The sequence below is a fragment of the Nocardioides ginsengisoli genome, assembly GCF_039537225.1.
Taxonomy (GTDB): domain Bacteria; phylum Actinomycetota; class Actinomycetes; order Propionibacteriales; family Nocardioidaceae; genus Nocardioides; species Nocardioides ginsengisoli.
Map to the genome: position 1 here is coordinate 112,986 of NZ_BAABAC010000009.1, position 24,612 is coordinate 137,597.

The 24,612-nt window shown below is 73.2% G+C and carries 26 protein-coding genes; 11 read left to right on the forward strand and 15 right to left on the reverse strand.

Annotation, left to right across the window (positions count from 1 at the left end; translation table 11 throughout):
- Nucleotides 1-24 precede the first annotated feature (24 nt).
- Together AB4880_RS06145 and AB4880_RS06150 are read left to right on the forward strand one after the other, a co-directional pair.
- Nucleotides 25-312: a DUF1330 domain-containing protein gene (locus AB4880_RS06145; RefSeq protein ID WP_367918329.1), complete on the forward strand. Its 288-nt coding sequence runs from the start codon at nucleotides 25-27 to the stop codon at nucleotides 310-312.
- A 6-nt stretch (nucleotides 313-318) separates the two neighbouring features.
- Nucleotides 319-1,239, forward strand: a complete 921-nt coding sequence (locus AB4880_RS06150) for an MBL fold metallo-hydrolase (protein WP_367918330.1) — start codon at nucleotides 319-321, stop codon at nucleotides 1,237-1,239.
- A 21-nt stretch (nucleotides 1,240-1,260) separates the two neighbouring features.
- Here AB4880_RS06150 and AB4880_RS06155 read toward each other — a convergent pair whose 3' ends face one another.
- From AB4880_RS06155 to AB4880_RS06175, 5 genes are all read right to left on the reverse strand, one after another.
- Nucleotides 1,261-2,523 carry a hypothetical protein gene (locus AB4880_RS06155; protein ID WP_367918331.1) on the reverse strand — a complete coding sequence of 421 codons (1,263 nt, stop codon included), beginning with the start codon at nucleotides 2,521-2,523 and terminating at the stop codon, nucleotides 1,261-1,263.
- 12 nt (nucleotides 2,524-2,535) lie between these two features.
- Nucleotides 2,536-3,822, reverse strand: coding sequence for a hemolysin family protein (locus AB4880_RS06160; protein ID WP_367918332.1), 1,287 nt, complete (start codon nucleotides 3,820-3,822; stop codon nucleotides 2,536-2,538).
- On the reverse strand, nucleotides 3,819-4,277 hold the full coding sequence (gene ybeY, locus AB4880_RS06165) for an rRNA maturation RNase YbeY (RefSeq protein ID WP_367918333.1): 459 nt from the start codon (nucleotides 4,275-4,277) through the stop codon (nucleotides 3,819-3,821). The genes AB4880_RS06160 and ybeY overlap by 4 nt, the downstream gene beginning before the upstream one ends.
- A complete protein-coding gene (locus tag AB4880_RS06170; RefSeq protein WP_367918334.1) occupies nucleotides 4,274-5,335 on the reverse strand; it encodes a PhoH family protein in 1,062 nt (353 codons plus the stop codon). Before AB4880_RS06170 ends, ybeY begins: the two co-directional genes overlap by 4 nt.
- 91 nt (nucleotides 5,336-5,426) lie before the next feature.
- Entirely contained in the window at nucleotides 5,427-5,774 is a 348-nt protein-coding gene (locus tag AB4880_RS06175) for an HIT domain-containing protein (protein ID WP_367918335.1), read from the reverse strand.
- Between the two features lie 158 nt (nucleotides 5,775-5,932).
- Here AB4880_RS06175 and AB4880_RS06180 point away from each other — a divergent pair, with 158 nt between their 5' ends.
- The 4 genes from AB4880_RS06180 to AB4880_RS06195 are packed head-to-tail and all read left to right on the forward strand — an operon-like array spanning nucleotide 5,933 to nucleotide 9,423.
- Nucleotides 5,933-6,460 (forward strand): SigE family RNA polymerase sigma factor, encoded by a 528-nt coding sequence (locus AB4880_RS06180; protein WP_367918336.1) that lies wholly within the window; start codon nucleotides 5,933-5,935, stop codon nucleotides 6,458-6,460.
- Entirely contained in the window at nucleotides 6,457-7,413 is a 957-nt protein-coding gene (locus AB4880_RS06185; protein WP_367918337.1) for a GerMN domain-containing protein, read from the forward strand. Before AB4880_RS06180 ends, AB4880_RS06185 begins: the two co-directional genes overlap by 4 nt.
- 31 nt (nucleotides 7,414-7,444) lie before the next feature.
- On the forward strand, nucleotides 7,445-8,374 hold the full coding sequence (locus tag AB4880_RS06190; protein WP_367918338.1) for a Gmad2 immunoglobulin-like domain-containing protein: 930 nt from the start codon (nucleotides 7,445-7,447) through the stop codon (nucleotides 8,372-8,374).
- Nucleotides 8,371-9,423 carry a winged helix DNA-binding domain-containing protein gene (locus tag AB4880_RS06195; protein ID WP_367918339.1) on the forward strand — a complete coding sequence of 351 codons (1,053 nt, stop codon included), beginning with the start codon at nucleotides 8,371-8,373 and terminating at the stop codon, nucleotides 9,421-9,423. The genes AB4880_RS06190 and AB4880_RS06195 overlap by 4 nt, the downstream gene beginning before the upstream one ends.
- 6 nt (nucleotides 9,424-9,429) lie before the next feature.
- Here AB4880_RS06195 and AB4880_RS06200 read toward each other — a convergent pair whose 3' ends face one another.
- The 3 genes from AB4880_RS06200 to hrcA are packed head-to-tail and all read right to left on the reverse strand — an operon-like array spanning nucleotide 9,430 to nucleotide 12,389.
- Entirely contained in the window at nucleotides 9,430-10,170 is a 741-nt protein-coding gene (locus tag AB4880_RS06200) for a 16S rRNA (uracil(1498)-N(3))-methyltransferase (protein ID WP_367918340.1), read from the reverse strand.
- Between the two features lie 10 nt (nucleotides 10,171-10,180).
- Nucleotides 10,181-11,344, reverse strand: coding sequence for a molecular chaperone DnaJ (gene dnaJ / locus AB4880_RS06205; RefSeq protein WP_367918341.1), 1,164 nt, complete (start codon nucleotides 11,342-11,344; stop codon nucleotides 10,181-10,183).
- Between the two features lie 16 nt (nucleotides 11,345-11,360).
- Entirely contained in the window at nucleotides 11,361-12,389 is a 1,029-nt protein-coding gene (gene hrcA, locus AB4880_RS06210; protein WP_367918342.1) for a heat-inducible transcriptional repressor HrcA, read from the reverse strand.
- Nucleotides 12,390-12,544: 155 nt separating this feature from the next.
- On the opposite strand from hrcA, the gene AB4880_RS06215 reads away from it, so the two are divergent.
- The 3 genes from AB4880_RS06215 (at nucleotide 12,545) to AB4880_RS06225 (ending at nucleotide 15,269) form a co-directional block, all read left to right on the forward strand.
- Entirely contained in the window at nucleotides 12,545-13,300 is a 756-nt protein-coding gene (locus tag AB4880_RS06215) for a hypothetical protein (RefSeq protein WP_367918343.1), read from the forward strand.
- Between the two features lie 31 nt (nucleotides 13,301-13,331).
- Complete coding sequence (locus tag AB4880_RS06220; protein ID WP_367918344.1) at nucleotides 13,332-14,111, forward strand: MBL fold metallo-hydrolase; 780 nt, start codon at nucleotides 13,332-13,334, stop codon at nucleotides 14,109-14,111.
- Between the two features lie 315 nt (nucleotides 14,112-14,426).
- Nucleotides 14,427-15,269: a DUF3097 domain-containing protein gene (locus AB4880_RS06225; RefSeq protein WP_367918345.1), complete on the forward strand. Its 843-nt coding sequence runs from the start codon at nucleotides 14,427-14,429 to the stop codon at nucleotides 15,267-15,269.
- Between the two features lie 78 nt (nucleotides 15,270-15,347).
- On the opposite strand, the gene AB4880_RS06230 is transcribed toward AB4880_RS06225, so the two are convergent.
- The 6 genes from AB4880_RS06230 to AB4880_RS06255 form a co-directional block, all read right to left on the reverse strand.
- Entirely contained in the window at nucleotides 15,348-15,584 is a 237-nt protein-coding gene (locus AB4880_RS06230) for a DUF6752 domain-containing protein (RefSeq protein WP_367918346.1), read from the reverse strand.
- Nucleotides 15,581-17,107: a LicD family protein gene (locus tag AB4880_RS06235; protein ID WP_367918347.1), complete on the reverse strand. Its 1,527-nt coding sequence runs from the start codon at nucleotides 17,105-17,107 to the stop codon at nucleotides 15,581-15,583. The genes AB4880_RS06230 and AB4880_RS06235 overlap by 4 nt, the downstream gene beginning before the upstream one ends.
- The gene (locus AB4880_RS06240) at nucleotides 17,104-17,538 is read right to left on the reverse strand and encodes an FAD synthase family protein (RefSeq protein WP_367918348.1); all 435 of its coding nucleotides are present in this window, start codon (nucleotides 17,536-17,538) and stop codon (nucleotides 17,104-17,106) included. Before AB4880_RS06240 ends, AB4880_RS06235 begins: the two co-directional genes overlap by 4 nt.
- Nucleotides 17,539-17,664: 126 nt before the next feature.
- Nucleotides 17,665-18,885, reverse strand: coding sequence for a radical SAM family heme chaperone HemW (gene hemW, locus AB4880_RS06245; protein WP_367918349.1), 1,221 nt, complete (start codon nucleotides 18,883-18,885; stop codon nucleotides 17,665-17,667).
- 77 nt (nucleotides 18,886-18,962) lie between these two features.
- Nucleotides 18,963-20,786, reverse strand: coding sequence for an AMP-dependent synthetase/ligase (locus AB4880_RS06250; protein ID WP_367918350.1), 1,824 nt, complete (start codon nucleotides 20,784-20,786; stop codon nucleotides 18,963-18,965).
- 46 nt (nucleotides 20,787-20,832) lie between these two features.
- The gene (locus AB4880_RS06255) at nucleotides 20,833-21,513 is read right to left on the reverse strand and encodes an MOSC domain-containing protein (protein ID WP_367918351.1); all 681 of its coding nucleotides are present in this window, start codon (nucleotides 21,511-21,513) and stop codon (nucleotides 20,833-20,835) included.
- A gap of 104 nt (nucleotides 21,514-21,617) precedes the next feature.
- Here AB4880_RS06255 and AB4880_RS06260 point away from each other — a divergent pair, with 104 nt between their 5' ends.
- Entirely contained in the window at nucleotides 21,618-23,012 is a 1,395-nt protein-coding gene (locus AB4880_RS06260) for an NAD(P)/FAD-dependent oxidoreductase (protein ID WP_367918352.1), read from the forward strand.
- Here the strand turns inward: AB4880_RS06260 and AB4880_RS06265 are convergent.
- Nucleotides 22,984-23,772 carry an aminoglycoside phosphotransferase family protein gene (locus AB4880_RS06265; protein WP_367918353.1) on the reverse strand — a complete coding sequence of 263 codons (789 nt, stop codon included), beginning with the start codon at nucleotides 23,770-23,772 and terminating at the stop codon, nucleotides 22,984-22,986. The genes AB4880_RS06260 and AB4880_RS06265 overlap by 29 nt on opposite strands.
- Nucleotides 23,773-23,851: 79 nt before the next feature.
- Between AB4880_RS06265 and AB4880_RS06270 the strand changes: the two genes are divergently transcribed.
- Complete coding sequence (locus tag AB4880_RS06270) at nucleotides 23,852-24,553, forward strand: N-acyl homoserine lactonase family protein (protein ID WP_367918354.1); 702 nt, start codon at nucleotides 23,852-23,854, stop codon at nucleotides 24,551-24,553.
- Nucleotides 24,554-24,612 lie beyond the last annotated feature (59 nt).

The following is a 24,612-nucleotide window of genomic DNA, read 5'->3' on the forward strand; positions in this document are numbered from 1 at the left end:
CAGCCGCCCGGCACAATGGCCCGCATGCCTGCCTACTGGATCAGCAACTACCGCGCGGTCAACGACCCCGACAAGATGGCCGCCTACGCCGCCCTCGCCGCCCCGGCCCTGACCGCGGCGGGCGGGCGCTTCCTCGCGCGCGGGATCCCGGAGAAGGTCTACGAGAGCGGCCTCGAGCAGCGCGCGGTGATCATCGAGTTCGACAGCGTCGAGGCGGCGATCGCGGCGCACGACACCCCGGCCTACCAGGAGGCGCTGGCCGCCCTGGGCGACGGCGCCGACCGCGACATCCGGATCGTTCCCGGCGCCTGAGCGACGATGCGCGCGCGGCTGGGCCGTCCCGACATCGGCAGGTACGCCGACCGGTTCGGCCTGCCCGCGCCGCGCAGCGCGAGCGATCTCGGCGTCACCTTCCTCGGCGTCGCGAGCCTGCTCGTCGACGACGGCGACTCGGCGATCCTCACCGACGGCTTCTTCTCCCGCCCGTCGCTCTCCCGCGTCCTGCTCGGCCGCCTCTCCCCCGACGTACGACGCATCGACCGGGTGCTCACCCGCGCCGGCATCGACCGGCTCGACGCCGTCGCGCCGGTGCACACCCACTACGACCACGCGATGGACTCCGCCGCGGTCGCGGTGCGCACCCACGCCACCTTGTACGGCGGCGCGTCGGCCGCCCACATCGGCCTCGGCGGCGGCCTCCCCGACGAGCGCGTGCGGCAGGTGGTGCCGGGTCGCCCCGAGCGGATCGGGTCGTTCACGCTGACCTGGCTCGAGTCCGAGCACTGCCCGCCCGACCGCTACCCGGGCACCATCACGGCGCCCGTCGTCCCGCCGGTCCGCACCACCGCCTACAAGTGCGGCGAGGCCTGGTCGATCCTGGTCGAGCACGACGGCGGCCACACCGCGCTGATCCAGGGCAGCGCCGGCTTCCGGCCCGGCGGCCTGGAGGGGCAGCGGGCCGAGGTCGCCTATCTCGGAGTGGGCCAGCTCGGCGTGCAGAGCCCCGACTACATCCGGCAGTACTGGGCCGAGACGGTCGAGGCGGTGGGCGCCCGCGAGGTCGTCCTCATCCACTGGGACGACTTCTTCCGCCCGCTCGACCGGCCGCTGCGCTGCGTGCCCTACCTCGGCGACGACCTCGACATCACCATGGGTGTGCTCACCGAGCTGGCGGACGGGCAGGGAGTCCGGCTGCGGTTCCCCTCGCTGTGGCGGCGCGAGGATCCCTGGGCACACTAGGCACCCGCGAACCGCCGGGCGTCAGCCCACGAGCGAGCACGGCACCGTCGTCCACCACGGCGGCGCGTGCGGCGCGATCGGGATCCGGAGCGTGCCGTCCGGCACCTTCGCACAGCGTGCCACCAAGCCCTGCTGCGACGGCCAGGGCAGCCCCCGCTCGCGCGGGAGCACCACCGCGTGCGCCGACGCGAGCGCCGTCCCCAGCACGACGACCACGACCCCGCCGGCGACCACCTGCTGCAGTCGGCCCCGGGCCAGGTCGAGGGCGCACAGCAGCAGCGCGAGCAGGTAGACCCCGCCGGTCGTCGCGTAGCGGACCAGGCTGTGCTCCCACAGCTCGCCGTTCCACGACGCGAAGTCCATCCACGCGTGCTGGTTGACGATGATGCTCACCGACCAGACCAGGACGGCGGTCACCGGCAGCGCGACCGCCAGCGTCCGGTGCCGCCGGTCGCCGCGCCACAGCAGCAGCGTGATCGCCAGCAGCGGCGGGACCAGCAGCAGGATCAACCCGAACGGGCCGGCGGTCTCGTAAAGCCGCGACGCGAGCTGACCGGTGTCGGTCCACACAGCCGAGCAGGCCTGCCCGACGAAGCCGGTCACCACGTCGATCGGCGACCAGTGCGGGTCGTGGACCCGCCGCGGGTCGAGCCGCGACACCACGAACTGCGCGATCCCGCCGGCGAGGATCGCGGCCCGCGGGATCCACCGCAGCCGGTCGCGCCAGCCGACGACGAGCAGCGGCGCCAGCACGAGCACCACGATCTCGGTCAGCGCGGCCAGCAGCCCGAGCACCGCCCACAGCGCGGCGGCGCGACGGGTGGTCGGCCGGTGCAGCACGATCCAGAAGGCCAGCCACAGGCAGTAGCCGTGCAGGTTGGCGAGGTTGCCGATCACCTCGACGCCGCCCGACGGCAGCAGCACCGGCGCCAGGGACACCAGCACCCGCACCCAGCGCTGGTCGAGCAGGTCGGCGGTGAGGACGTAGGTCAGCGCGCAGACCAGGCCGAGCACGCCCACCGACGCGGCGGTCACGGCGACGGCGTACGAGCCGACGGGGACCAGGGTCGTGATGGCGTCGGTCAGCAGCCGGGGCAGGACGTGCAGGTAGCCGGCGTACGGCTTCCAGACGGGGACGCCGGCGATGCTGCCGCTGAGGAAGTTGCGCCCGTCCTCGGCCCAGAGCCGGTCGCGCGCGGCGACCGGCACCCGCCACCAGGCGTAGGCCGCGGCGAGGACTCCGAGAGCCAGCGGCACGGCCGCGCGGCGCAGGAGCGTGGGCACGCATCCAGCGTCTCAGTCGGCTCCAACCTCGTCGCCGGCCACGCGCGAGATGAGCACCGTGCCGAGTCGCTTGCGGCGACCGGCCGCGCGCTCGGCCTCGAACCGCAGCCCGTGGGCCTCGACGACCGAGCCCGGGATCGGCACCCGGCCGAGGTGCTTGGCGAGCAGGCCGCCGACCGAGTCGACGTCCTCCTCCTCGATCGGGAAGCCGAACAGCTCGTCGAGGTCGTCGACCGGGTAGCGCGAGGACACCCGGACGCTCGTGCCGAGCCGCTCGACCTCGATCTCGGCCTCGTCGTGCTCGTCGGTGATCTCGCCGACGATCTCCTCGAGCAGGTCCTCGATGGTGATCAGGCCGGCCGTGCCGCCGTACTCGTCGACGACCACGGAGACGTGGTGGCGGCGCGCCTGCATCTCGCGGAGCAGGTCGTCGACCGGCTTCGACTCGGGCACGTAGGACACCGCGCGCATCACCTCCTCGACGCGCTGGGTGAGCTCGACGTCGGGGTCCTCGAAGTCGCGGCGCGCCACGTCCTTGAGGTAGGCGATGCCGAGGACGTCGTCGAGGTTCTCACCGATCACCGGCAGGCGCGAGAAGCCGGAGCGCAGGAAGAGCGACATGGTCTGGCGCAGGTTCTTGTGGGCCTCGATGTAGACCACGTCGCCGCGCGGGACCATCACCTCGCGCACGGTGGTGTCGCCGAGCTCGAAGACGGAGTGGATCATCTTCCGCTCGTCGGCCTCGATCAGCTCGGTGGCCTCGGCGATGTCGACCAGCTCGCGCAGCTCGGTCTCGGTCTGGAACGGGCCCTCGCTGAAGCCGCGGCCCGGCGTGATCGCGTTGCCGACCAGGATCAGCAGCCGCGGGATCGGCCCGAGCACGGTCGTGAGCGCGGCCAGCGGCCAGGCGCTCCACACCGCGACGGTCTCGGCGTGCTGCTTGCCGACGGTGCGCGGGGCGACGCCGATCACGACGAAGGAGACGACGAGCATCACCGCGAGCGCCAGGCCGGCGCGCGCCCACCAGGACGAGTCGACGTGCTCGTCGACGTACAGGGTGACGACGACGATGGCCGCGATCTCACACAGCAGCTGCAGGAGCAGCGCGGTGTTGAGGTGGCGCGGCGCGTCCTCGAGGACGGCGACCAGCCGGCGCGCGCCGGCCCGCCCCTCGGCGAGCATCTCCTGCGCGCGGGCGCGAGAGAAGCCGGCGAGGGCGGAGTCGGCCGCGGCGAAGAGGCCCGCGAGGACGACGAGGACTGCAGCCGCTCCCAGCGGCCACAGACTGTCGGCGATCATGCGGGCGGCTGCGCCCGCCACTGGGCGAGGAGCTGGTCCTGGAGGCCGAACATCACCTTGTGCTCCTCGGGCTCGGCGTGGTCGTAGCCGAGCAGGTGGAGGATGCCGTGGGTGGTGAGCAGCTCGAGCTCGGCGGTCGTGCCGTGCCCGGCCGCGGCGCCCTGCCGCTCGGCGACGGCGACGCACAGGACGAGGTCGCCGAGGACGCCCTCCTCGGGCTCCTCGTTGACCAGGCCGGGGCGCAGCTCGTCCATCGGGAAGGCGAGGACGTCGGTCGGCCCCTCCTTCTCCATCCACTTCTCGTTGAGCTCGGCCATGGTGGCCTCGTCGACCGAGCGGATGCACAGCTCGGCGAGGGGGTGGACGCGCATCTGGTCCATCACGAAGCGGGCCAGCCGCGCGAAGTGCTTGACGTCGAGGCCGCTGTCGGACTCGTCGAGGATCTCGATGCTCACTCGGAGTCACCCTTCTTGGAGTCGAGCCGGCGGTCCTGGCGCAGGTCGTGGCGGACCTGCTTCTGGGCGTCGAAGTCGTCGTAGGCCGCGACGATGCGCGCGACCAGCTTGTGGCGGACGACGTCGTGGCTGGTCAGCTTGACGAAGGCGAGGTCCTCGACGCCGTCGAGGATCTTCTCGACGATCCGCAGGCCCGAGGTGGTGCCGGAGGGCAGGTCGACCTGGGTGACGTCGCCGGTGACGACGATCTTGGAGCCGAACCCGAGCCGGGTGAGGAACATCTTCATCTGCTCGGGCGTGGTGTTCTGCGCCTCGTCGAGGATGATGAAGGAGTCGTTGAGCGAGCGCCCGCGCATGTAGGCCAGCGGCGCGACCTCGATCGTGCCGGCCGCGAGCAGCTTGGGGATCGACTCGGGGTCGAGCATGTCGTGCAGCGCGTCGTAGAGCGGGCGCAGGTAGGGGTCGATCTTCTCGCTGAGCGTGCCGGGCAGATAGCCCAGCCGCTCGCCGGCCTCGACCGCCGGGCGGGTCAGGATGATCCGGTTGACCTGCTTGGCCTGCAGCGCCTGGACCGCCTTGGCCATCGCCAGGTAGGTCTTGCCGGTGCCGGCCGGGCCGATGCCGAAGGTGATCGTGTGCTTGTCGATGGTCTCGACGTAGCGCTTCTGGTTGAGCGTCTTGGGGCGGATCGAGCGGCCCCGGTTGCTCAGGATGTTGAGCGAGAGGATGTCGGCCGGGCGCTCGGACGTCGCCGTCTCGGCGCGCAGCATCGCCTCGACGCGCTCGACGACCTCGGGGGTGATCCCCTGGCCGGTGCGCAAGATGGCGACGAGCTCGTTGATGAGCCGCTCGGCGAGCTCGATCTCGTGGACGTCGCCGGTCAGCGTCACGCGGTTGCCCCGGACGTGGACCTGGACGCCGAACTGCCGCTCGATGATGCCGAGATGCTCGTCCCCGGGGCCGAACAGGGTGACCATGTCGATGCTGTTGGGCACGACGACGATGTGGCGGGCCGGGGCGGCCGATGCGGCGGTGACGGGTGAGGTGGAGTCGGTCATGGATGCCCGAGGACGGGCGGCCTTTCCGGGACGACGATGAGGCCCCTCCATGGTAGTTGGCAGGGCCTCATCACGCCCAATGGTTTGCGACTCAGCCCGGCGGCCAGGTCATCGGCCGGCCGGCGAGCAGGTGGCAGTGGGTGTGGAAGACGGTCTGGCCGACGCCCGCTCCGGTGTTGAACACGAGCCGGTAGTCGTTGTAGCCCTCGGCGGTGGCGACGCTGCGCGCCGTCGTCGCGATCTCGGCGAACATCGCCGCGTCGGCCTGCGCGGAGGCGGCGGCATTGGGCTCGTGGGCCCGCGGGACGACGAGGACGTGCAGCGGCGCCTGTGGGTTGATGTCGCGGAACGCCACCGTGCGCTCACTCTGGTGGACGACCTCGGCGGGGATGTCGCCCGCGACGATCTTGCAGAACAGGCAGTCGGGATCGGGAGTCACGGGTCACACCCTAGGAGATGAGCGCGTGTCAACCGGCGTGGTCCTTCGTGCGTGGAACTACCGTGACGATCCATGCGGTGCTCGGCGCTCCTCCCCTCCTCCCCGAGGCGGAGCGACCCCTGGAGCGACCCCTGGAGCGACCCCTGGAGCGAGCCCTGGTGAGTCACGAGTACGACGCCGACGCGGCGATCGAGCGCCTCTACCTGGACCACTGGGACCAGCTGGTCCGGCTCTCCGTGCTGCTCGTCCGCGACACCGGGCAGGCCGAGGAGATCACCCAGGACGCCTATGTCGAGCTGCACCGGCGCTGGGCCCGGCTCGACGACCACGACCGGGCACTGGCCTACCTGCGCCAGACCGTCGTCAACCGCTCCCGCTCGGCGCTGCGTCACCGGGGCGTCGTCCAGCGGCACCTGGCGCGGCAGCACGTCGTCGACGTGGCGCCGCCGGCCGACGAGCCGGTCCTCGCCGACAGCCGCCGCCAGCAGGTCCTCGACGCGCTGCAGCGGCTGCCCCGGCGGCAGCGGGAGGTGCTGGTCCTGCGCTACTACCTCGAGCTCTCCGAGGCCGAGATCGCCGAGACCCTCGGCATCAGCCGCGGCGCCGTGAAGAGCCACGCCTCGCGCGGATCGGCGGCCCTGCGCCCGCTGCTCGGGGACAACGACCTGAAGGGAGGCGACCGATGAGTCCCGACGAGGACGCCCGGCTCCACGACCTCTTCCACGACGCCGTGCGCGAGGTGACGCCGGCCGACCGGCTCGGCGAGATCCGGCGCCGTACGGCGTACCGCCCGGGGCGCAGCCGGCGGCGCCGCGCGCTCGTCGTCCTCGCCGCCGGTACGGCGACCGCCGCGGTCGTCGGCATCAGCGCGCTCGTGGGCACGCTGCGCCATGACGCGCCGCCCGCCGCCGACCGGCCGAAGCCCTATCCGGCGGCGGTCTACTTCGTCGCCGAGACGCCGATCGGGCCGCGGCTCTACCGCGAGTTCCAGACCGTCGCCGGGTCGACCGACCCGGCGACCCGGGTCCTCGACGCGCTGCAGCGGATGGAGACCGGCGCCGGCCCCGACGACCCCGACTACCGGACCTCCTGGCCCGACGGGTCGTTCCGCTCGGTCAGCGTCGACGACGCCGGCATCACGATCGAGCTGGCCGACGTGGCCGTCCCCGCGCCCTCGGGCGTGGCCCGGGACGCGGTCGCGCTGAGCGTGCAGCAGGCGGTCCACACGGCCGACGCGGCGATCGGCTCGCCGCTGCCGGTCGCGTTCGAGCAGGACGGCGTACCGCTCAGCGAGGTGCTCGGCGTCGCCGTCGAGCCGACCACCACCCGGCTCACCCGGGTCGAGGCGCCGGTCAACATCAGCGACCCCGCCGAGGGCCTGGTCACCGGCGCCCGGTGGCTGTCGGTCCGCGGCCAGGTCACGCCGGTCGCCGCGGAGCGCCCGGCCCGGGTCGCCTACGAGCTGAGCAGCGCCACGGGCACCATCGGCGCCGGCGACGTCGCCGTCGAGGGCCAGAGCTGGAGCATGACGATCGACCTGGCCGACTACGCGCCGGGCAGCTACACGCTCAAGGCGTGGTCGGCCGACGACCCCACGGTGGCCGAGGCGACCGACACGCGGACGTTCGTCGTCCGCTGAGACCACCGACGATCACGAAAGGATCGCCGCTATGAACCCCCTTCCCCACCCCTTCGGACGCACCCTCGCCGCGCTCGGCGGCGCGGTGCTCGCCCTCGGCCTGCTCGCGGGCTGCGGGAACGACGACACGAAGACCGCCGGCGCGGCCGGCACCCCGACCGGCGACGCCTCGACCGCTCCCACCTCCCCCGCGGCGAGCGACGGCGTCTCCGCGCCGACCGGCGAGCCGAGCACCGGCACCCCGTCGGCGATCCCGGCCTACTACGTCGGCAAGACGCCGCAGGGCGACCGGCTGTTCCGCGAGTTCACCCAGGTGTCGGGCGTCGACAAGCTGGTCGCCGCGGCGGCCGCGGTGACCAGCGGCAGCACCGTCGACCCCGACTACCGCACCGTGTGGCCGCAGGGCCGCTTCGCGTCGGTCACCCAGAGCGCCGACGCGATCACCGTGACGCTCAAGGACGACGGCTGGCTGCAGGCCGGCTCGCTCAAGCCCGCCGAGGCCAGGCTCGCCGTCCAGCAGCTCGTCTACACGCTGCAGGGCACGATCGGGAAGCGCCTGCCGATCAAGGTCGACTACGCCGGCAAGCCCGCCGCCACCCTCCTCGGCGTCGACGCCTCGGCCGGCCTGAAGGCCGCGCCCGAGCTCGACGTCCTGGCGCTGGTCAACGTCACCGAGCCCGCGCAGGGCACCGTCGTCAGCGGCAGCTTCACCGCCGAGGGCCGGGCCAGCTCGTTCGAGGCGACCGTGCCGTGGGAGCTGCGCGACGCGTCCGGCAAGGTCGTCAAGAAGGGCTTCGCGACCGCCGAGGGCTGGGCCGACAAGCTCTACCCGTGGTCGACGAAGGTCGACGTCAAGGGCCTCGCGCCCGGCAGCTACACGTTCGTCGCCAGGACCGACGACCCGTCCGACGGCGAGGGCGCCGGCCCGACCCAGGACACCAAGGTGATCACGGTCACGTGAGGTTCACCCGGCAGCGGCTCAACCGCACCCTGCTCCTGCGCCAGCACCTGCTCGAGCGCGTCGAGACGACGCCGGCCGCGATGATCGGCCACCTGGTGGGCCTGCAGGCGCAGGAGTCGCTGTCGCCGTACCTCTCGCTGGCGGCGCGGCTCGCCGACGTCGACCCGGTGGCGGTGAGCGCGGCGATCGAGGACCGCTCACTGGTGCGGATCCTCAGCCTCCGCGACACCGTCCACCTGCACCTGCCGGCCGACGCGGTCACGCTGCCCGTGTGGGCGGCGCCCGTCCGTGAGCGGGAGATGAAGGTCAGCCAGACCATCGGCTCAGCGCGCGAGGTCGACCGGGCCGCCTTCTCGTCGGCCGTCCACGAGCTCCTCGCCGACGGCCCGCTCCCCCAGCGCCGGCTCGGGGCGGCCCTGGCCGAGCGGTTCCCGGCCTACACGGCGACCCAGCTCGGGCAGGTCGCCCGGGTGGCGGAGGTGCTGGCCCAGCTCCCGCCCCGCGGCTGCTGGAAGCCGACCACCTCGACGGCCGTCGTCTACGACCTCGCCACCCGCTGGACCGGGCTGCCGCTGGCGACGCCCGACGTCCCCGCGCTGGTCCGGCGCTATCTCGCCGCCTTCGGCCCGGGCACCGCCGCCGACGTCACGGCCTGGTCCGGGATCACCCGGCTGGCGCCGGTCCTCAAGGCGATGCCCGACCTCGAGCGGCACGAGGACGCCGACGGCAAGCCGCTGTACGACGTCCCCGGCGCGCCGATCGCCGACGAGGACATGCCCGCGCCGGTCCGGCTGCTCGGCAGCTACGACAACGTCTGGCTCTCCCACGGCGGCCGCGACCGGGTCACCACGCCCGACCAGCGCAAGCTGTGGATGGGCTCCAACGGGGCGCAGGCGATGTCGCTGTACGTCGACGGCTGGCTCACCGGGCTGTGGAAGGCCGTCGACGGCCGGGTCGTGCTCGCCGAGCCGTTCCGGGCGCTGACGAAGGCGGAGCGGGCCGGGCTGGACGAGGAGATCGCGCGGGTCGAGGCGCTGCTGGCGCGCTGAGGCGGGTCAGCCCCAGCGCGAGGTCCGCGACAGCAGCGCGGCCACGGCGGCGACGCCCGCGGTGGACGTGCGCAGCACCTCGATGCCCATCCGCACGGCGACCGCACCCACGCCCACGAAGCCCGCGACCTCGTCGTCGGTGAGTCCGCCCTCGGGCCCGACGACCACCACGATGTCGCCGTCGTCGGGCAGCGCGAGCGCGGCGAGCGGCTCGGTGGCGTCCTCGTGCAGGACGACGGTCACGTCGGCGCCGGCGATCAGCGCGGCCACCTCGGCCGTCGACGCGAGCGGCAGCACCTCGGGGTGCCAGGCGCGGCGCGACTGCTTGGCGGCCTCGCGGGCCGTCGCCTGCCACTTGGCGTGGGACTTCACGGCACGCTCGCCCTTCCAGACCGCGACGCTGCGCGCGGCGGCCCAGGGGACGATCCGGCCGACGCCGATCTCGGTCAGCACCTCGACGGCGAGCTCGCCGCGCTCGCCCTTGGGCAGCGCCTGGACGACGGTCACCCGCGGCCGCGGCTCGGCGAGGTCGTCGACGGCCGCGACCTCGACGGTGAACTCGCGCTTGCCGGTCGCCGTGACGGCGCCGGTCGCGACCCGGCCCAGGCCGTCGGTGAGCTGGAGCTCCTCGCCGACTCGCAGCCGTCGTACGACGACCGCGTGGTGGGCCTCGTCGCCGTCGACCGTGACCGGGTCACCGGGGCGCACGCCGTCGAGCGACGGCACCAGGTGCTGCGGGAGCGTCATCGCGCCCGGCTCAGTGGGCCGTGAAGGCGTCGCGCAGGCGGCCGAACATCGACTTGTGCGTGGGCCGGACGTCGCCGGTCGGCTGCTCCTCGCCGCGGATCGCCGCCAGCTCGCGCAGCAGCTCCTCCTGACGCGGGTCGAGCCGGGTCGGGGTCTCGACGGCGACGGTGACGGCGAGGTCGCCGCGCCCGCCGCGCAGGCCGGGGACGCCGCGGCCGCGCAGCACGACCTGGTGGCCGGACTGCGTGCCGGGCGGCACCTGCAGGTCGAACGAGGTCTCGATGCCCGAGCCGTCCTCGACCTCGAGGTCGGCCTCGAGCGTGGGCAGCTCGATCGTCGTGCCGAGGGCGGCGGCGGTCATCGGCACCGAGACCGTGCAGTGCAGGTCGTTGCCGTGGCGCTCGAACACCGCGTGCGGGGCGACGTGGATCTCGACGTAGAGGTCGCCGGCGGGGCCTCCGCCCGGGCCGACCTCGCCCTGCTCGGTGAGCTGGACCCGGGTGCCGTTGTCGACGCCGGCGGGGATCTTGACGGTGAGGGTACGGCGCGAGCGCACCCGCCCGTCGCCCGCGCACTCACGGCAGGGGTCGGGGATGATCGTGCCGAAGCCGCGGCAGGCGGCGCAGGGCCGCAGGGTGCGGATCTCGCCGAGGAAGGAGCGCTGGACGTGGGCGACCTCGCCCGCGCCGCGACAGGTCTCGCAGGGCACCGGGTGGCTGCCGGGGGCAGCACCTTCGCCACCGCAGGTCGAGCAGCGCACGGCGGTGTCGACCTTGAGCTCGCGCGAGACGCCGAACGCGGCCTCGGCCAGCTCGACCTCGAGCCGGATCAGGGCGTCCTGGCCGCGTCGTACGCGCGGGCGAGGTCCGCGACCGCCGCCGCCACCGCCCTGGCCGCCGAAGAAGGCGTCCATGATGTCGGTGAACGAGAAGCCCGCGCCCTGGCCGCCGAAGCCGCCGCCGAAGGCGTCGCCGCCGCGGTCGTAGACCGCGCGCTTCTGCGGGTCGGACAGCACCTCGTAGGCGGCCGTGACCTGCTTGAAGCGCTCCTGGCTCTCCGGGTCGGGGTTGACGTCGGGGTGAAGCTGGCGGGCGAGCTTGCGGTAGGCCTTCTTGATGGTGTCGGCGTCGGCGTCGCGGTCGACGCCGAGCAGCTCGTAGGGGTCCTGACTCACTCGTTGCTCTCTCAGTTCAGCTCTCGTCGAGGATGCGCGACACGTAGCGGGCCACGGCGCGCACCGCCGCCATCGTTCCGGGATAGTCCATGCGGGTCGGGCCCACGATGCCCAGGGAGGCGAGCGCGTCGCCCGGGCCGTAGCCGGTGGCGACGACGCTGGTCGAGGCCAGCTCCTGGAAGGGACCCTCGGCGCCGATCCGCACCGTCACCGCGCCGCCGCTCGTCGCCTCGCCGAGCAGCCGGAGCAGCACGACCTGCTCCTCCAGTGCCTCGAGCAGCGGGCGGACGGAGGTCTCGAAGCTGTCGCCGAAGCGGGCCAGGTTGGCCGTGCCGCCGACGACGACCCGCTCGTCGGAGCGGTGGTCGCTCATCGCGTCGACGAGGGTCTCGACGACCGCGCTCGCGGCGGCGCTCGGCGCCGGGGCGCCGTGGGCGTCGATCGTCACCAGCGCTTGGAGGGCGGTCGCCGCGTCGGCGATCACCTCACCGGTCGCGGCGAGGTTGACCTGCGAGCGCAGCGCCGCGAGGTCGTCGTCGCCGAGCGGGGCGTCGAGCTCGACCAGACGCTGCTCGACCCGGCCGGAGCTGAGGATCAGCACCAGCAGCAGCCGGGACGGCGTCAGCGCGACCAGCTCGATGTGACGCACCGTCGAGCGCGACAGCGTGGGGTACTGCACGACGGCGACCTGGCGGGTCAGCTGCGCGAGCAGCCGCACCGAGCGGTGGATGACGTCGTCGAGGTCGACCGCGCCGTCGAGGAAGCTGGCGATCGCGCGCCGCTCGGCCTGCGTGGTCGGCTTGACCGTCGAGAGCCGGTCGACGAAGAGCCGGTAGCCCTTGTCGGTCGGCACCCGGCCGGCGCTGGTGTGCGGCTGGTGCAGGTAGCCCTCGTCCTCGAGCGCCGCCATGTCGTTGCGGATCGTCGCCGGCGACACGTTGAGGTGGTGACGCTCCACCAGGGCCTTGGAGCCGACCGGCTCCTCGGTGGCGACATAGTCCTCGACGATGGCGCGCAGGACGGCGAGCCTGCGGTCCTCCTGCATGCGCCACCTCCTGCGATCGACGGGTCCGACACTGGCACTCCTGGCCGGTGAGTGCCAATCCTACCGCCGTGGCCCACGAATCCCCGGACCGCCGGGCCGCACGTCGCCGGGCGCACCCCCTTGACCGAGATGCAAAGTAGGTTAGGCTCACCTAAATGAGCACGGAGACGACCTACCGCGACGGGCACCGGCTCGCCGCCGCCGCGCGCAGCATCCTGTCCTGCCCGGGCGACGTCCAGCTCGTCGTCGACGGGATCACGGGCAGCCTCGGCGGCCCCAGCGGCCTCGGCGGCCCCGATGACGGGCACCTCGAGATGCAGGACGACGGCGGCCGCCCGGTCCTGTCCTGCCCCGCCGGCTCCCCGCTCGCCATCGCCGCGACCGACGCGCGCGGCGCGCTGCTCGTCGTCACCAGCGGCCTGGGCCGGGCCGGCTCCCCCGACCGCGACGCCACGCTCACCCTCTCCGGACGGCTCGAGGCGACCGGGCTCGAGCAGTGCCCGTGCTGCGACGAGCTCCGGATGCGGATCGCCCTGCACCTCGACTTCGCCCTCCTCGCCCGCGGGTCCGAGCCGGACGGCGCGCCCGACGCGACCCGGATCCGGGTCCCGCTCAGCGCCTTCGCCTCCCCCGCCCACGAGCTCAACCGCGGCTTCCTCCAGCGCTCGACCGAGCACGCCAACCTGTGCCACCAGGACGAGCTGCGCCACGCCGTCGCCACCCTCACCCGCACCCGCCTCGGCGAGGTCGTCGGCGTCCAGCTCGCCGAGCTGTGCGCGCGGGGCGTCGTCCTGCAGTGGGTCGACCTGACCGGCGCCCACACCGCCACGCTCACCTTCCCCCGCCCGGCCCGGACCGCGTCCGAGCTCGGCGAGCTGCTGCGCTCGGAGCTGCACGCGGGACTCTGCTGAGGCCTCCGCCCGGCGCCGGTACGGTGGGGCGATGCCCGCCTTCATCGAGGTCGCGGACCGTGTCTGGGTCCGCCGCGTCCCGTCGTACGACGTCAACCTGACCGTCGTCGGCGGCGAGCGCGGCCTGGTCGTCGTCGACACGCTCTCGACCGCCGCCGAGGCGCGCGCAGCCATCGCCGCGATCGGCGACCTGGGCGCCGGCAAGGTGATCGCGGTGGTCAACACCCACGACCACTTCGACCACGTCCTCGGCAACGCCACCTTCCGCGAGCAGTACGACGACCTCCCGGTCCACGCCACCGAGGAGGCCGCCGCCCACACCGACCCGGCCGCCCCGCCCGCCGACCGGACGTTCGCGAGCGCCGCCACCATCGACCTCGGCGACCGCCTCCTCGAGCTGGTCCACCTCGGCCGCGGCCACACCTCCGGCGACCTCGTCGTTCGCGTCGCCGAGGCCGACGTCCTGCTCGTCGGCGACCTCATCGAGCAGGCCGCTCCCCCGTCGATCGGCTCCGACTCCTACCCGCTCGAGTGGCCCGACACCCTCGACCTGGTCCTCGGCCTGACCACCTCGGCCACGGCCGTCGTACCGGGGCACGGCGGGGTCGTCGACCGCCGCTTCGTCGAGCAGCAGTGCGACGAGCTGCGCGCCGTCGCCGAGACCATCCGCGACCTCGCCACCCGCGGCGTCCCGCAGGAGGAGGCGCTCGCCGCGGCCGAGTGGCCCTACCCGGCCGACGTCCTGCACCACGCGATCCCGCGGGGCTACGCGCAGCTGCCGCCGGCGCGGCGTCAGCTGCCGCTCGCCTGAATCCGCCCCCGGCGGACGGCCGCGCGCATGGCGTCGGGCGGTTCCGGGTCGAGGTGGCCTTCCTGCACACGGCATACGACCGGTGGCGCGGCGTCCGCCGCATCGCCTGGATCGTCGGACTGCTCGGCGTGGTCCTGGCGTGGTGGGCGTCGGCAACAACCTGCGTCACACGGTCGGCTTCGTGCAGCGGGGCGACCTGCTGCCGTTGACGCGCGTCCACCCCGACGCGGTCACGGCGATCCGTGCTGCCCAGACCGCGGCCGGCCGCGTGTCCCACCCAGGCGTGGAGGCCGGTTCGGCCTAGGGTGGTCCGTCGTGGATCGCTACGGGACCGACGTGCTGTCAGGAGACTGGAAGGTCCCGAAGCGGGGCCGCGCCGTGGAGGCGTCCGCCGACCTCGGCCTGGTCGTCGAGGAGGTCACCACCGACTGGTGCGGCGAGATCGTCGCCGTCGACCGCGACCTGCACACCGTCACCCTCGAGGACCGGCGGATGAAGCGTCGGACCTTCCCGCTCGGGGCCGGCTTCCTGCTCGAGGGCAAGCCGGTCATCCTCACCGCGCCGATCACCAACGCCGGCCCGGTCAAGGCCACCCGTACGGCGAGCGGCTCGATCGCCGTCCACGACGCCAAGGCCCGCGTGGCCCGCGCGAGCCGGATCTTCGTCGAGGGCCGGCACGACGCCGAGCTGGTCGAGAAGGTGTGGGGCGACGACCTGCGGATCGAGGGCGTCGTCGTGGAGTACCTCGGCGGCGTCGACGACCTCGCCGACCACCTCCGTGACTTCAAGCCCGCACCCAACCGCCGGGTCGGCGTCCTCGTCGATCACCTTGTCGCCGGGTCGAAGGAGAGCCGGATCGCGCAGAACATCATGAAGTCGCCGGTCGGCAAGGACGTCCTCATCGTCGGCCACCCCTTCATCGACATCTGGCAGGCGGTGAAGCCGGAGCGGCTCGGGTTCGCGGCCTGGCCGAAGGTGCCCAAGGGCATCGACTGGAAGAAGGGCACCTGCCAGCAGCTCGGCTGGCCGCACCGCGACCAGGCCGACATCGCGCGGGCGTGGAAGCACATCCTGGGCGGGGTGCGTGGGTTCCAGGACCTCGACCCGGCGCTGCTCGGGCGGGTCGAGGAGCTCATCGACTTCGTGACCGCATCCTGAGACAGTTGGTGCGGTTGGGGACCAAACCGCAGAGGTGAATCGGTTTGGGCGTTGCGGTTGGGGACCACACCGCAACAGTCAGACGCCCGACCGGAACCGCCCGAGCACCTCCTCCACCCGCTCCTGATCCCGCGCCTCCAGCGGAACCAGCAGCTCGACGACCACATCTGTCAGCTCGGCGATCCGGCGGTTGAGACGCCGGTTCTCCTGGACCTCCTCCTCCAGCACCCGGACCCGCTCGCGCAGGGCCCCGCGCTCGCGGAGCCGCCGCCGCGCGCGGCGGGCCAGGTCGGTCACGTCGGTCAGGTCGGTCATCGGATCTCCTTCGAAGCAGGCTGGGGGGTGAGCGCCGGCCAGGCGGCGCGGATCCGGCACACGGCCGGGAGGGGCAGGTCGAACAGGTCCTCGCCGGGACCGGTGGTCAGGCTCTCGACGACGCCGCCGGACTCCTCGATCGCCGCGCGCACGTCGCCCGGCGACAGCTCCGGCGACACCGCGAACTCCAGGAAGAGCCGCCCGCCGCCGGGCCGCAGCGCCATCCGCGCGAGCTGCCACAGCTGCGCGAGGGCGTCGGCGTCGAGACAGTCGACGAGATGCCGCGCGTACAGGTGGTGCGGGTCGCGCGCCAGCCGTGCGCCGTGCGCCAGCGTCGACCGCAGCTCGCCCAGGATCAGCTGGTCGACCTCCACCGACAGCCCGGCCCGCCGCGCCCGACGCCGTACGACGCCGAGGGCGCCGCGCGAGAAGTCCACCGCGCCCGTACGACGACCCGACCGCGCGAACCACAGCGCGTCCCGTCCGGTCCCGGTCCCCACGTCCAACACCGGAAGATCGCCGAGCTGCGGCGCCACCCACTGCGCGAAGGTCGACGGCCCGTTCGGGATCGCGGCCCGCCGCGGACCGTTGTAGAGCTCGGTCCAGCGGCCCATGTCGGTCCTAAAGCCGCGCAGCCAACCGTTGAGGCGGCGGACACCGGCGGGCGGGTCGGCGTACCGGAAGGACGGGTCGGGGGTGCGCCACTGCGGTCCGTAGAGGAAGGCGAGCATCGCCTCCGGGTCGCGGGGCGCCGGGAACTCGTGCCCGTGCAGGGTGATCGTCGAGAACGGCTCGATCGCCTCGCGCGGCAGCGTCCCGCTCCGGTTGCCGAGCTGGAAGAAGGTGCCCTCGACGTAGAACGCGGCGAACACGTCGATATGGCACACCCGGCCGTCCGAGAGCGGCAGCAGCAGCTTGACGTCGCCGCCCGACATCCGCAGCACCCGCCAGCCGCGGGCCCGCATCGCGCGGGTGATCCGGTAGGACTCGAGCACGATGTCGGCGGGCGAGGTGTGGTCGGACAGGTAGCACAGGTCGGTGTCGGAGTCGTGGGCGAGCATCCGGCCCTCACGGATCGCGCCGAGGAGCGCCCCGTAGTTGAGGTACGCCGCCACGCCCGCGTGCTCGCGCAGGTCGTCGATGGCACGGCGGGTCCCCGCCAGGATCTCCTGACGCACCGTGTCGTCGGTGTCGGCGAACGAGCGCGCCAGGTGGCCGACCTTGTCGACGCTGAGCCGATGGCCGCTGCGGTCGATCACCGCGAGCGCGCCGCGGCCGGAGCCGAGGCCGACCTCGTCGTCGTACAGGATCTCGGCGCCGGAGGGGTCGGTGACCCGCACCCGGCCGCGCCCGCTCAGGTAGGGCTTCAGCACGCCCGGCCACGGCACCAGCACACCGCCGGACGCCGGGCTGCCGTCGCGCGCGGGCGTCAGCGACCAGACGTAGTGGCCGTCGATCTCGACGACGAGCGGCGCGCCGCCCGGCGGGACCAGCAGGCCGTCGTCGGAGACAGCGACGCTCATGACGCGCCGCGGTGCGCGAGCGCCTTGCGCAGCGCGGTCGACGAGGTCTGCAGCGTGTACGGGAAGTAGGTCACCTCGACGCCCAGCTCCGCCATCTGCGCCTCGAGCCGGCGCCCCTTGGCGGTGCCCTTCCAGTCGTCGCCCTTGAAGATCCGGTCGAAGCCCACGTCGCGCCAGGAGTCGGTCTTGTCGGGGGTGTTCTCCGCATAGACGGCGTCGACGATGCCGATCGCCTCGACGATCTCGAGCCGCTCCTCCAGCGGGACCGTCGGCACCACGCCCTTCGTCTCCCGGCACACCTCGTCGGCGACGACCCCCGCCACCAGGACGTCACACCACGCCCGCGCCTGCCGCAGCGCGTTGAGGTGACCGATGTGGAACAGGTCGAAGGCGCCCGGCACGTAGCCGATCACAGGTCCCGACTTCTTCATAAAGTCGAGTGTAACACTAGATTTAAGAGATATTCAGGTGGCGTCGGTCGGTGGGCACGGTCGTACCGGACGTTTCGGTCGCGAAATCGGCGAGATCGCGACCAGAACGTCCGGTACGACGGGGGATCAGGCGAGGAGGCGGTGGACGACGCCGTCCGCGAGCAGCCGCCCGTGGCGGGTGAGGACGAGGCGGTCGGAACGGTCCTCGATCAGCTCGTCGGCCACCAGCCCCGGCAGCGCCGCCCGCGCGTCGCCGTCGAGGTCGTCGAGGACGTCGAGCGCCATCCCGTCGCGCAGCCGGACCTCCAGCAGCACCTGCTCCACCCGGCGCGTCTCGGCGTCGAGCACCTCGCGCGCCTGGGCCGGGCTCTCCCCCGCCCGCAGCCGCCCGGCGTACGCCGTCGGGTGCTTGACGTTCCACCACCGGACGCCGCCGACGTGCGAGTGCGCGCCGGGGCCGATCCCCCACCAGTCGGCGCCGGTCCAGTAGCCGAGGTTGTGGCGGCAGCGCGCGGCGTCGTCGCGCGCCCAGTTCGACACCTCGTACCAGCCCAGCCCCGCGGCGACCAGCCGCTCGTCGGCCTGGACGTACTTGTCGGCGAGGTCGTCGTCGTCGGGCATCGGGAGCTCGCCGCGGCGCACGCGGCGGGCCAGCGCGGTGCCGTCCTCCACGATCAGCGAGTACGCCGACACGTGGTCCGGGTCGCAGGCGAGCGCGGCGTCGAGCGTGGTCGCCCAGTCGTCCGCGCTCTCCCCCGGCGTGCCGTAGATCAGGTCGAGGCTCACCTGGTCGAAGCCCGCGGCCCGCGCGGCCGCGACCACGTCGGGCACGCGCCGAGGGTCGTGCGTGCGGTCGAGGACGGCGAGCACGTGCGGCACCGCCGACTGCATGCCGAACGACACGCGGGTGTAGCCGGCCTCGCGCAGCTGCTCGAGGTAGGCGAGGTCGACCGAGTCAGGGTTGGCCTCGGTGGTGACCTCGGCGCCGGGCGCGAGCCCGAACTCGTCGTCGATCGCCCGCAGCATCCGGCCCAGGTCGGCCGGCGGGAGCAGCGTCGGCGTACCGCCGCCGAGGAACACGGTCTCGACCGGGAGGTCCCGATCGCCCAGCACCTGCCGCGCGAGCCGGACCTCGGCGACCGCCTGCTCGGCGTACGAGCTGCGGGAGACGCCGGGCCCGAGCTCCTCGGCCGTGTAGGTGTTGAAGTCGCAGTAGCCGCACCGCACCCGGCAGAACGGCACGTGGACGTAGAACTCGAACGGGCGTCGGCCGACCTCGGCGAGCGCCGGCTCCGGCAGGGCGCCGTCGGTGGGTGCGGGATCGCCTTCGGGCAGTGCGGACGGCATGCGCCCAGTGTCCCAGCCGGTCGGCCGGACCGGCACGTCGAGGCTGCCCCCTCAGTGCCGGAGACGCCCGCGGACCGTCAGGAGTAGAAGCCGTCGATCAGCGCCTTGTTGTTGGCCTCGACGACATTCCGCTTGACCTTCAGCGACGGCGTCAGCTCGCCCGACTCGATGGTCAGGTCGTGGTCGAGCAGCCGCCACTTCTTGATCGTCTCCCAGCGGTTGAGCTGGGCGTTGAGGACGTCGACGTACTCGCCCACCATCGCCTTGACCGCGTCGTCGTTGACGAGCTCGGTGTAGGTCTTGCCCGCCTTGCCGTTCTCGGCGGCCCAGCCGGCGATGGCGTCGGGGTCGAGGGTGATCAGCGCGGAGACGAAGTTGCGCTCGGCGCCGAACACCATGAACTGGCTGGCGTAGGGGCAGACCGCCTTGAACTTCGCCTCGATCGCCGGCGGGGCGATGTACTTGCCGCCGGAGGTCTTGAAGAGCTCCTTGATCCGGCCGGTGATCTTGAGGAACCCGTCGGCGTCGAGCTCGCCCTTGTCGCCGGTGCGCAGCCAGCCGTCGTCGGTGAGCGCCTCGTCGGTCGCCTCGGGACGGTTGTGGTAGCCCGCCATCACGTGCGGGCCCTTGAGCTGGACCTCGCCGTTGTCGCCGATCCGCACCTCGGTGCCCGGGAAGGGCTGGCCGACGGTGCCGATCTTGTAGGCGTCGGGGTGGTTGACGGTCGCACCGGCTGCGTTCTCGGTCATGCCGTAGCCCTCGAGGATGAGGATGCCGGCGGCGTGGAACCAGGCGGCGATGTCGGCGTTGAGCGCGGCGGAGCCGGAGATGAAGAACTTCACCCGGCCGCCGAAGCGGTCGCGGACCTTGCTGAAGACCAGCTTGTCGAAGAGTGCGTGCTGCAGCTTGAGCGGCAGCGGCACGGACGTGCCGGCCTGCTCGAGCTCGTCGACCTTGAGGCCGACCTCGAAGGCCTTCTTGAAGATCTTCTCCTTGGCGCCGCCTTCGGCGGCCTGCATGGTGACGATCCGCGCGTGCGCCTTCTCGAAGATGCGCGGCGCGGCGCCCATGAACGTCGGCCGGACGACGCCGAGGTTGTCGACGATCTTGTCGACCCGGCCGTCGATCGCGGTGGCGAAGCCGCACGCGAGCTGGGTGGACAGCAGCACCTTGCCGAAGGAGTGGGCCATCGGCAGCCACAGGAACTGCAGGTCGTCCTCGTGCAGCAGGTCCTGCGCGCGGATCGCCTCACCCTCGAACACCCAGGCGCGGTGGAGCGTGCGGACGCCCTTCGGCTTGCCGGTGGTGCCGGACGTGTAGATCAGCGTCGCGAGCTGGTCGGGGCCGATGCCCTTGGCGACCGTGTCGACCGCGTCGGGGTCGGTCGCGAGATAGCTGTCGCCCAGCTCGGCGAGCGCGTCGAGCGAGATCACCCAGTCGCCGTCGGCGAGGGACGCGTCGAACACGACGACCTTCTCCAGCGCGGGCAGCTCGGCGCGGTGGTCGCGCAGCTTGACCAGCTGGGACTCGTCCTCGGCGAAGACGATGCGGCACTCCGAGTCGCCCAGGATGTACGCCGTGTCGTCGCCGCCCGTCGACGGGTAGACCGTCGTCGTGGCGCCGGCCGCGCACATGACGGCGAGGTCGGCGAGGATCCACTCGTAGCGGGTCGACGACGCGATGCCCACGCGCTGCTCCGGCTCGAGCCCGAGCGCGAGCAGGCCCGCCGCCAGGCGGCGTACCCGGTCGCCGGCCTGACGCCAGGTGACCGACTCCCATGCCTCACCGCGCGGGAAGCGGAACGCCTCCCGGTCGCCGCTCGCGGCGACGCGGTCGAGGAACTGCACCGCGCAGCTCTGCGGCATGTGCTCGAGGAAACTCGTGTCGTGATTGATGGGCATGGCACTCCTGCATGCTCGTCCGAGACCGACCTGACTGATGAGTAACCTAGGCCACCGGTTCGGCCGGCGGTAGCGAAGAGGCCGTCTTGCGGACGAATTCCTCCGCCTTCACGCGTGCCTTCTCGGCCAGGCCGTCGATCACGAGCAGCTCCGGGAGCCGCTTCCGGTCGAGGTTGAGCGCGACGAACATGTCGCGGACGGTGATCCCGTGCCCCGGCCGGCCGACGATGTCGATCTGGTCGCCGGCGGTGATCTCGCCGGGCTCGATCACCCGCAGGTAGGGCCCGGGGCGGAGTTCGCGGGTGAACCGCTTCACCCACGCGGTCGGGTCGTAGCCGCTCTCCCCCATCCAGCCCTTGAAGTCGTTGCAGGGCGTGCGGACGGAGGCGACCTCGAGGACGACGTCCGCGCCGATCCGCAGCCGCGTGCCGATCTCGAGCGCGTTGACGTCGATGCCCTCGGTGGTGAGGTTCTCGCCGAACTGGCCGTCGCGGATGGTCCGGCCGAGCTCGGCCTCCCAGAAGTCGAGGTCCTCGCGCGCGTAGGCGTAGACCGCCTGGTCGAGGCCGCCATGGTGCCGGGTGTCGCTCACCGAGTCGCCGCCGAGACCGAGCGGCTGGACGGCGACCGGCCCGGTCACCGGGCGCTTGTCGATCGAGGAGCGTCCGAGCTCGGCCCACTCCTTGCCCTGAGGGCTCCCGACGCTGATGCTCCGCACGTACGACATGGCGGTGAGGCTACCGTCGCGGCCGCCCCGACGGACCTTCCGCGCCGCCCGGGATGGGGCGATACTGCTGGGATCCGACTCTCGGGCACAGCCGGGGAGCTGCCATGTCCATCGACGAGAAGATCGCCCCACAGACCGCCTTCCGCGGCGGCCGGCGGATCGACCCCGAGTACGACGTGGTCGTCGTCGGCGCCCGGTGCGCCGGCGCGCCGCTGGCGACGCTGCTCGCTCGCGCCGGGCTGTCCGTCGTCCTGCTCGAGCAGGCGCGCTTCCCGCGCGACACCATGTCGACGCACATCATGGAGGCCAACGTCCTCGCCTTCCTCGACCGGCTCGGGGTCACCGCCCAGGTCCGCGCCACCGGCGCGCCGTACGTGATGCGGTCGAACGTCCGGATCGATGATCTGCAGACCCGCCAGCGGATCCCGCAGATCGACGGAGACGTCGGCGGCGCCGCGTCGGTACGGCGGTTCGTGCTCGACCCGATCCTGGTCGGGGCGGCGGCCGACGCCGGGGTCGACGTCCGGATGGGCGCGCGGGTCACCGGCCTGCTGCGGAACGGCGACCGGGTGTCCGGCGTCCGCGTCGGGCAGGACGGCACGTCGTACGACGTCGCGGCGCGCCTGGTCGTCGGCGCCGACGGCCGCGGCTCGACGGTCGCCGAGCTGGTCGGGTCGCGCCGCTACAACGTCGCCGCGAGCGAGCGGCTCGGCTACTGGGGCTTCTACGAGAACGCCGATTCGGGGCCCGACCCCGAGCTGATCTTCCACAAGTGGGACGACCGGCTGGTCGTCGCGATGCCCGCGGACGCGGGGCTCTACCAGGTGGTCGAGATGCCGGTCGCCGCCGAGCGCGACGCCTTCCGGGCCGACCTGCGGGGCGCGTTCGACGCCTACGCCCGCAGCTGCGGGCCCGTCGCGCGGGTGCTGACCGGGGCCACGCTGACCGGGAAGGTCCAGGGCATGGTGCGCTGGGAGGGCTTCTTCCGTGAGCCGAGCGGCCCCGGCTGGGTCTTGGTCGGCGACGCCGGCCACTTCAAGGATCCCGCGCCGGGACAGGGCATCGGCGACGCCTTCCGTCAGGCGGAGATGCTCGCGCCGGAGATCGTGGCGGGTCTCGCCGCGCACGACGTCGACGAGCGGATCCGTGTCTGGGGCGTGTGGCGCGACCGCGACGCGACACCGATGTACTGGACCGCCGTCGACTTCGGGAAGGCCGGCCCCAGCCCGCTCGTGGTCGCCGAGGTCGCCCGCCGGATGGTCGCGAAGGGCACCTACGACCGGATGCTCGACATGTTCAACCACCGCTCCGACCCGTGGCGGGTGTTCACGCCCGCCGTCGCCACGAGCGCGACGCTGCGGATGCTGGTGCGGCCGGGGGCGCCGCGCCGCCGGCTGCTCCGCGAGTACCGCGACCTGGCCGTCGCCGACGCCCGGCGCAAGCGCCAGCTCAAGCGGCCGGTCTACGCCCCTAGTCCTGGACCGCCTTCGCGACCGTGATGCACGCGGTGACCTGATCGCGGTCGTGCTGCACGCGGTGCGCGTGCAGGACCGACCGGACGACGACCCAGTCGCGGGCCCGGTCCTCGTCGAGCCCGGCGGTGTCGACGAGCGTGTGGAAGCGCTGCCGGATGCCGTCGCGCACCGAGCCCGCGGCCCACGGCGCGGCGTACTCGTCGAAGCGGTGGCGCAGCATCGGCTCCAGCTCGGAGTGCGGGTCGCCGTTGACCGGTCGCGGCGCGATCGCCAGCCAGACGTCCTCGCCGTCCCGGCTGCCGCGCCGCACCTGGCCGAAGTGCAGGTCGCCGTGCAGCACCGCCGTCGGCGGGTCGGCGGTGAGGTCGCGGGCGAGGGCCAGCGCCTGGTCGACGAGCCGCCGCGGCACCGGCACCGAGCGCGCGTCGCGGCGCAGCTCGTCGGCCCGCTGCCCGACCAGGTCGGCCTGCGACCGCAGCTGAGGCATCGGCGCGACGTGCAGGACGCCGTACAGGGTGGCGACGGTCTGGCACGCCTCGACGTCCCAGGCGTCGGCGAGGTCGCCGCCGACCCGCTCGACCAGCAGCGCGTGCCGGCTCGGGTCGGCCCGGAGCAGCTGGACGGCGCCCCGGCCGCGCCAGCGCTGCAGGGCGAGGTGCTCGTGCTCGTTCGCGTCGAGCCGGAGCGTCGCCCGCGTGCCGTCGTCGGTCGTCACGGGCAGGAGCGCGCCGTCGGCGTCGCCGTCCAGGCCGAGTCGCCAGTCGGTGAGCAGGGTCGCCAGCACGGGACCATCCCACCAGAGCCCGGCAAAGGCGCCAGCGATGGCACGGACGCCAGCACGGGCGACCGCCTAGCCTGACCGGATGCGGACCGATGACGTACGACGCCTCGACCTCGGCACGTTCGTCCGCCCCGCCGCGGAGACCGGGACCGGGCAGCCGCGGGTCGAGGCGGTCCACGGCTATGTCGTGCGGACGCCGGCCGGCGTGCTGCTGCTCGACACCGGCCTCGGCGACGCCGGGCCCGAGACCGAGGCGCACTACCGGCCGCGGCGGGTGTCGGTCGCCGACGCGCTCGCCTCCGTCGGCCTGTCCACCGACGACATCGCGATCGTCGTCAACTGCCACCTGCACTTCGACCACATCGGCGAGAACCCCCTGTTCGCGGGCCGGCCGATCGTCGCTCAGCGCCGCGAGCTGGAGACCGCCCGGGACAAGGACCAGCCCGACTACACGGTCTCCGCGCTCGTCGACTTCGCCGGCGCGCGCTACGAGCTGCTCGACGGCGAGGCGGAGATCGCGGCGGGCGTGCACGTCGTACCGACGCCGGGGCACGTGGCCGGGCACCAGTCGGTCGTCGTCGAGTGCGCCGACGGCAGCGTCGTCCTGGCCGGGCAGGCGCACGACACCGCGTCGCAGTGGTCGGCCGACGTCCTCGCGGCCCGGGCGGCCGCGCTCGGGCACGAGCCGCCGCTGCCGGCGCCGAGCCCGTGGATGGAGCGCATCCTCGCGTTCGACCCGCGCCGGGTCGTGTTCGCGCATGACGCGGCCGTGTGGACGCCCTAGCTGTACTGACCACGGACGTTAGGTACGGCGCGCCTGCTGGACGATGACGAAGACCTCCG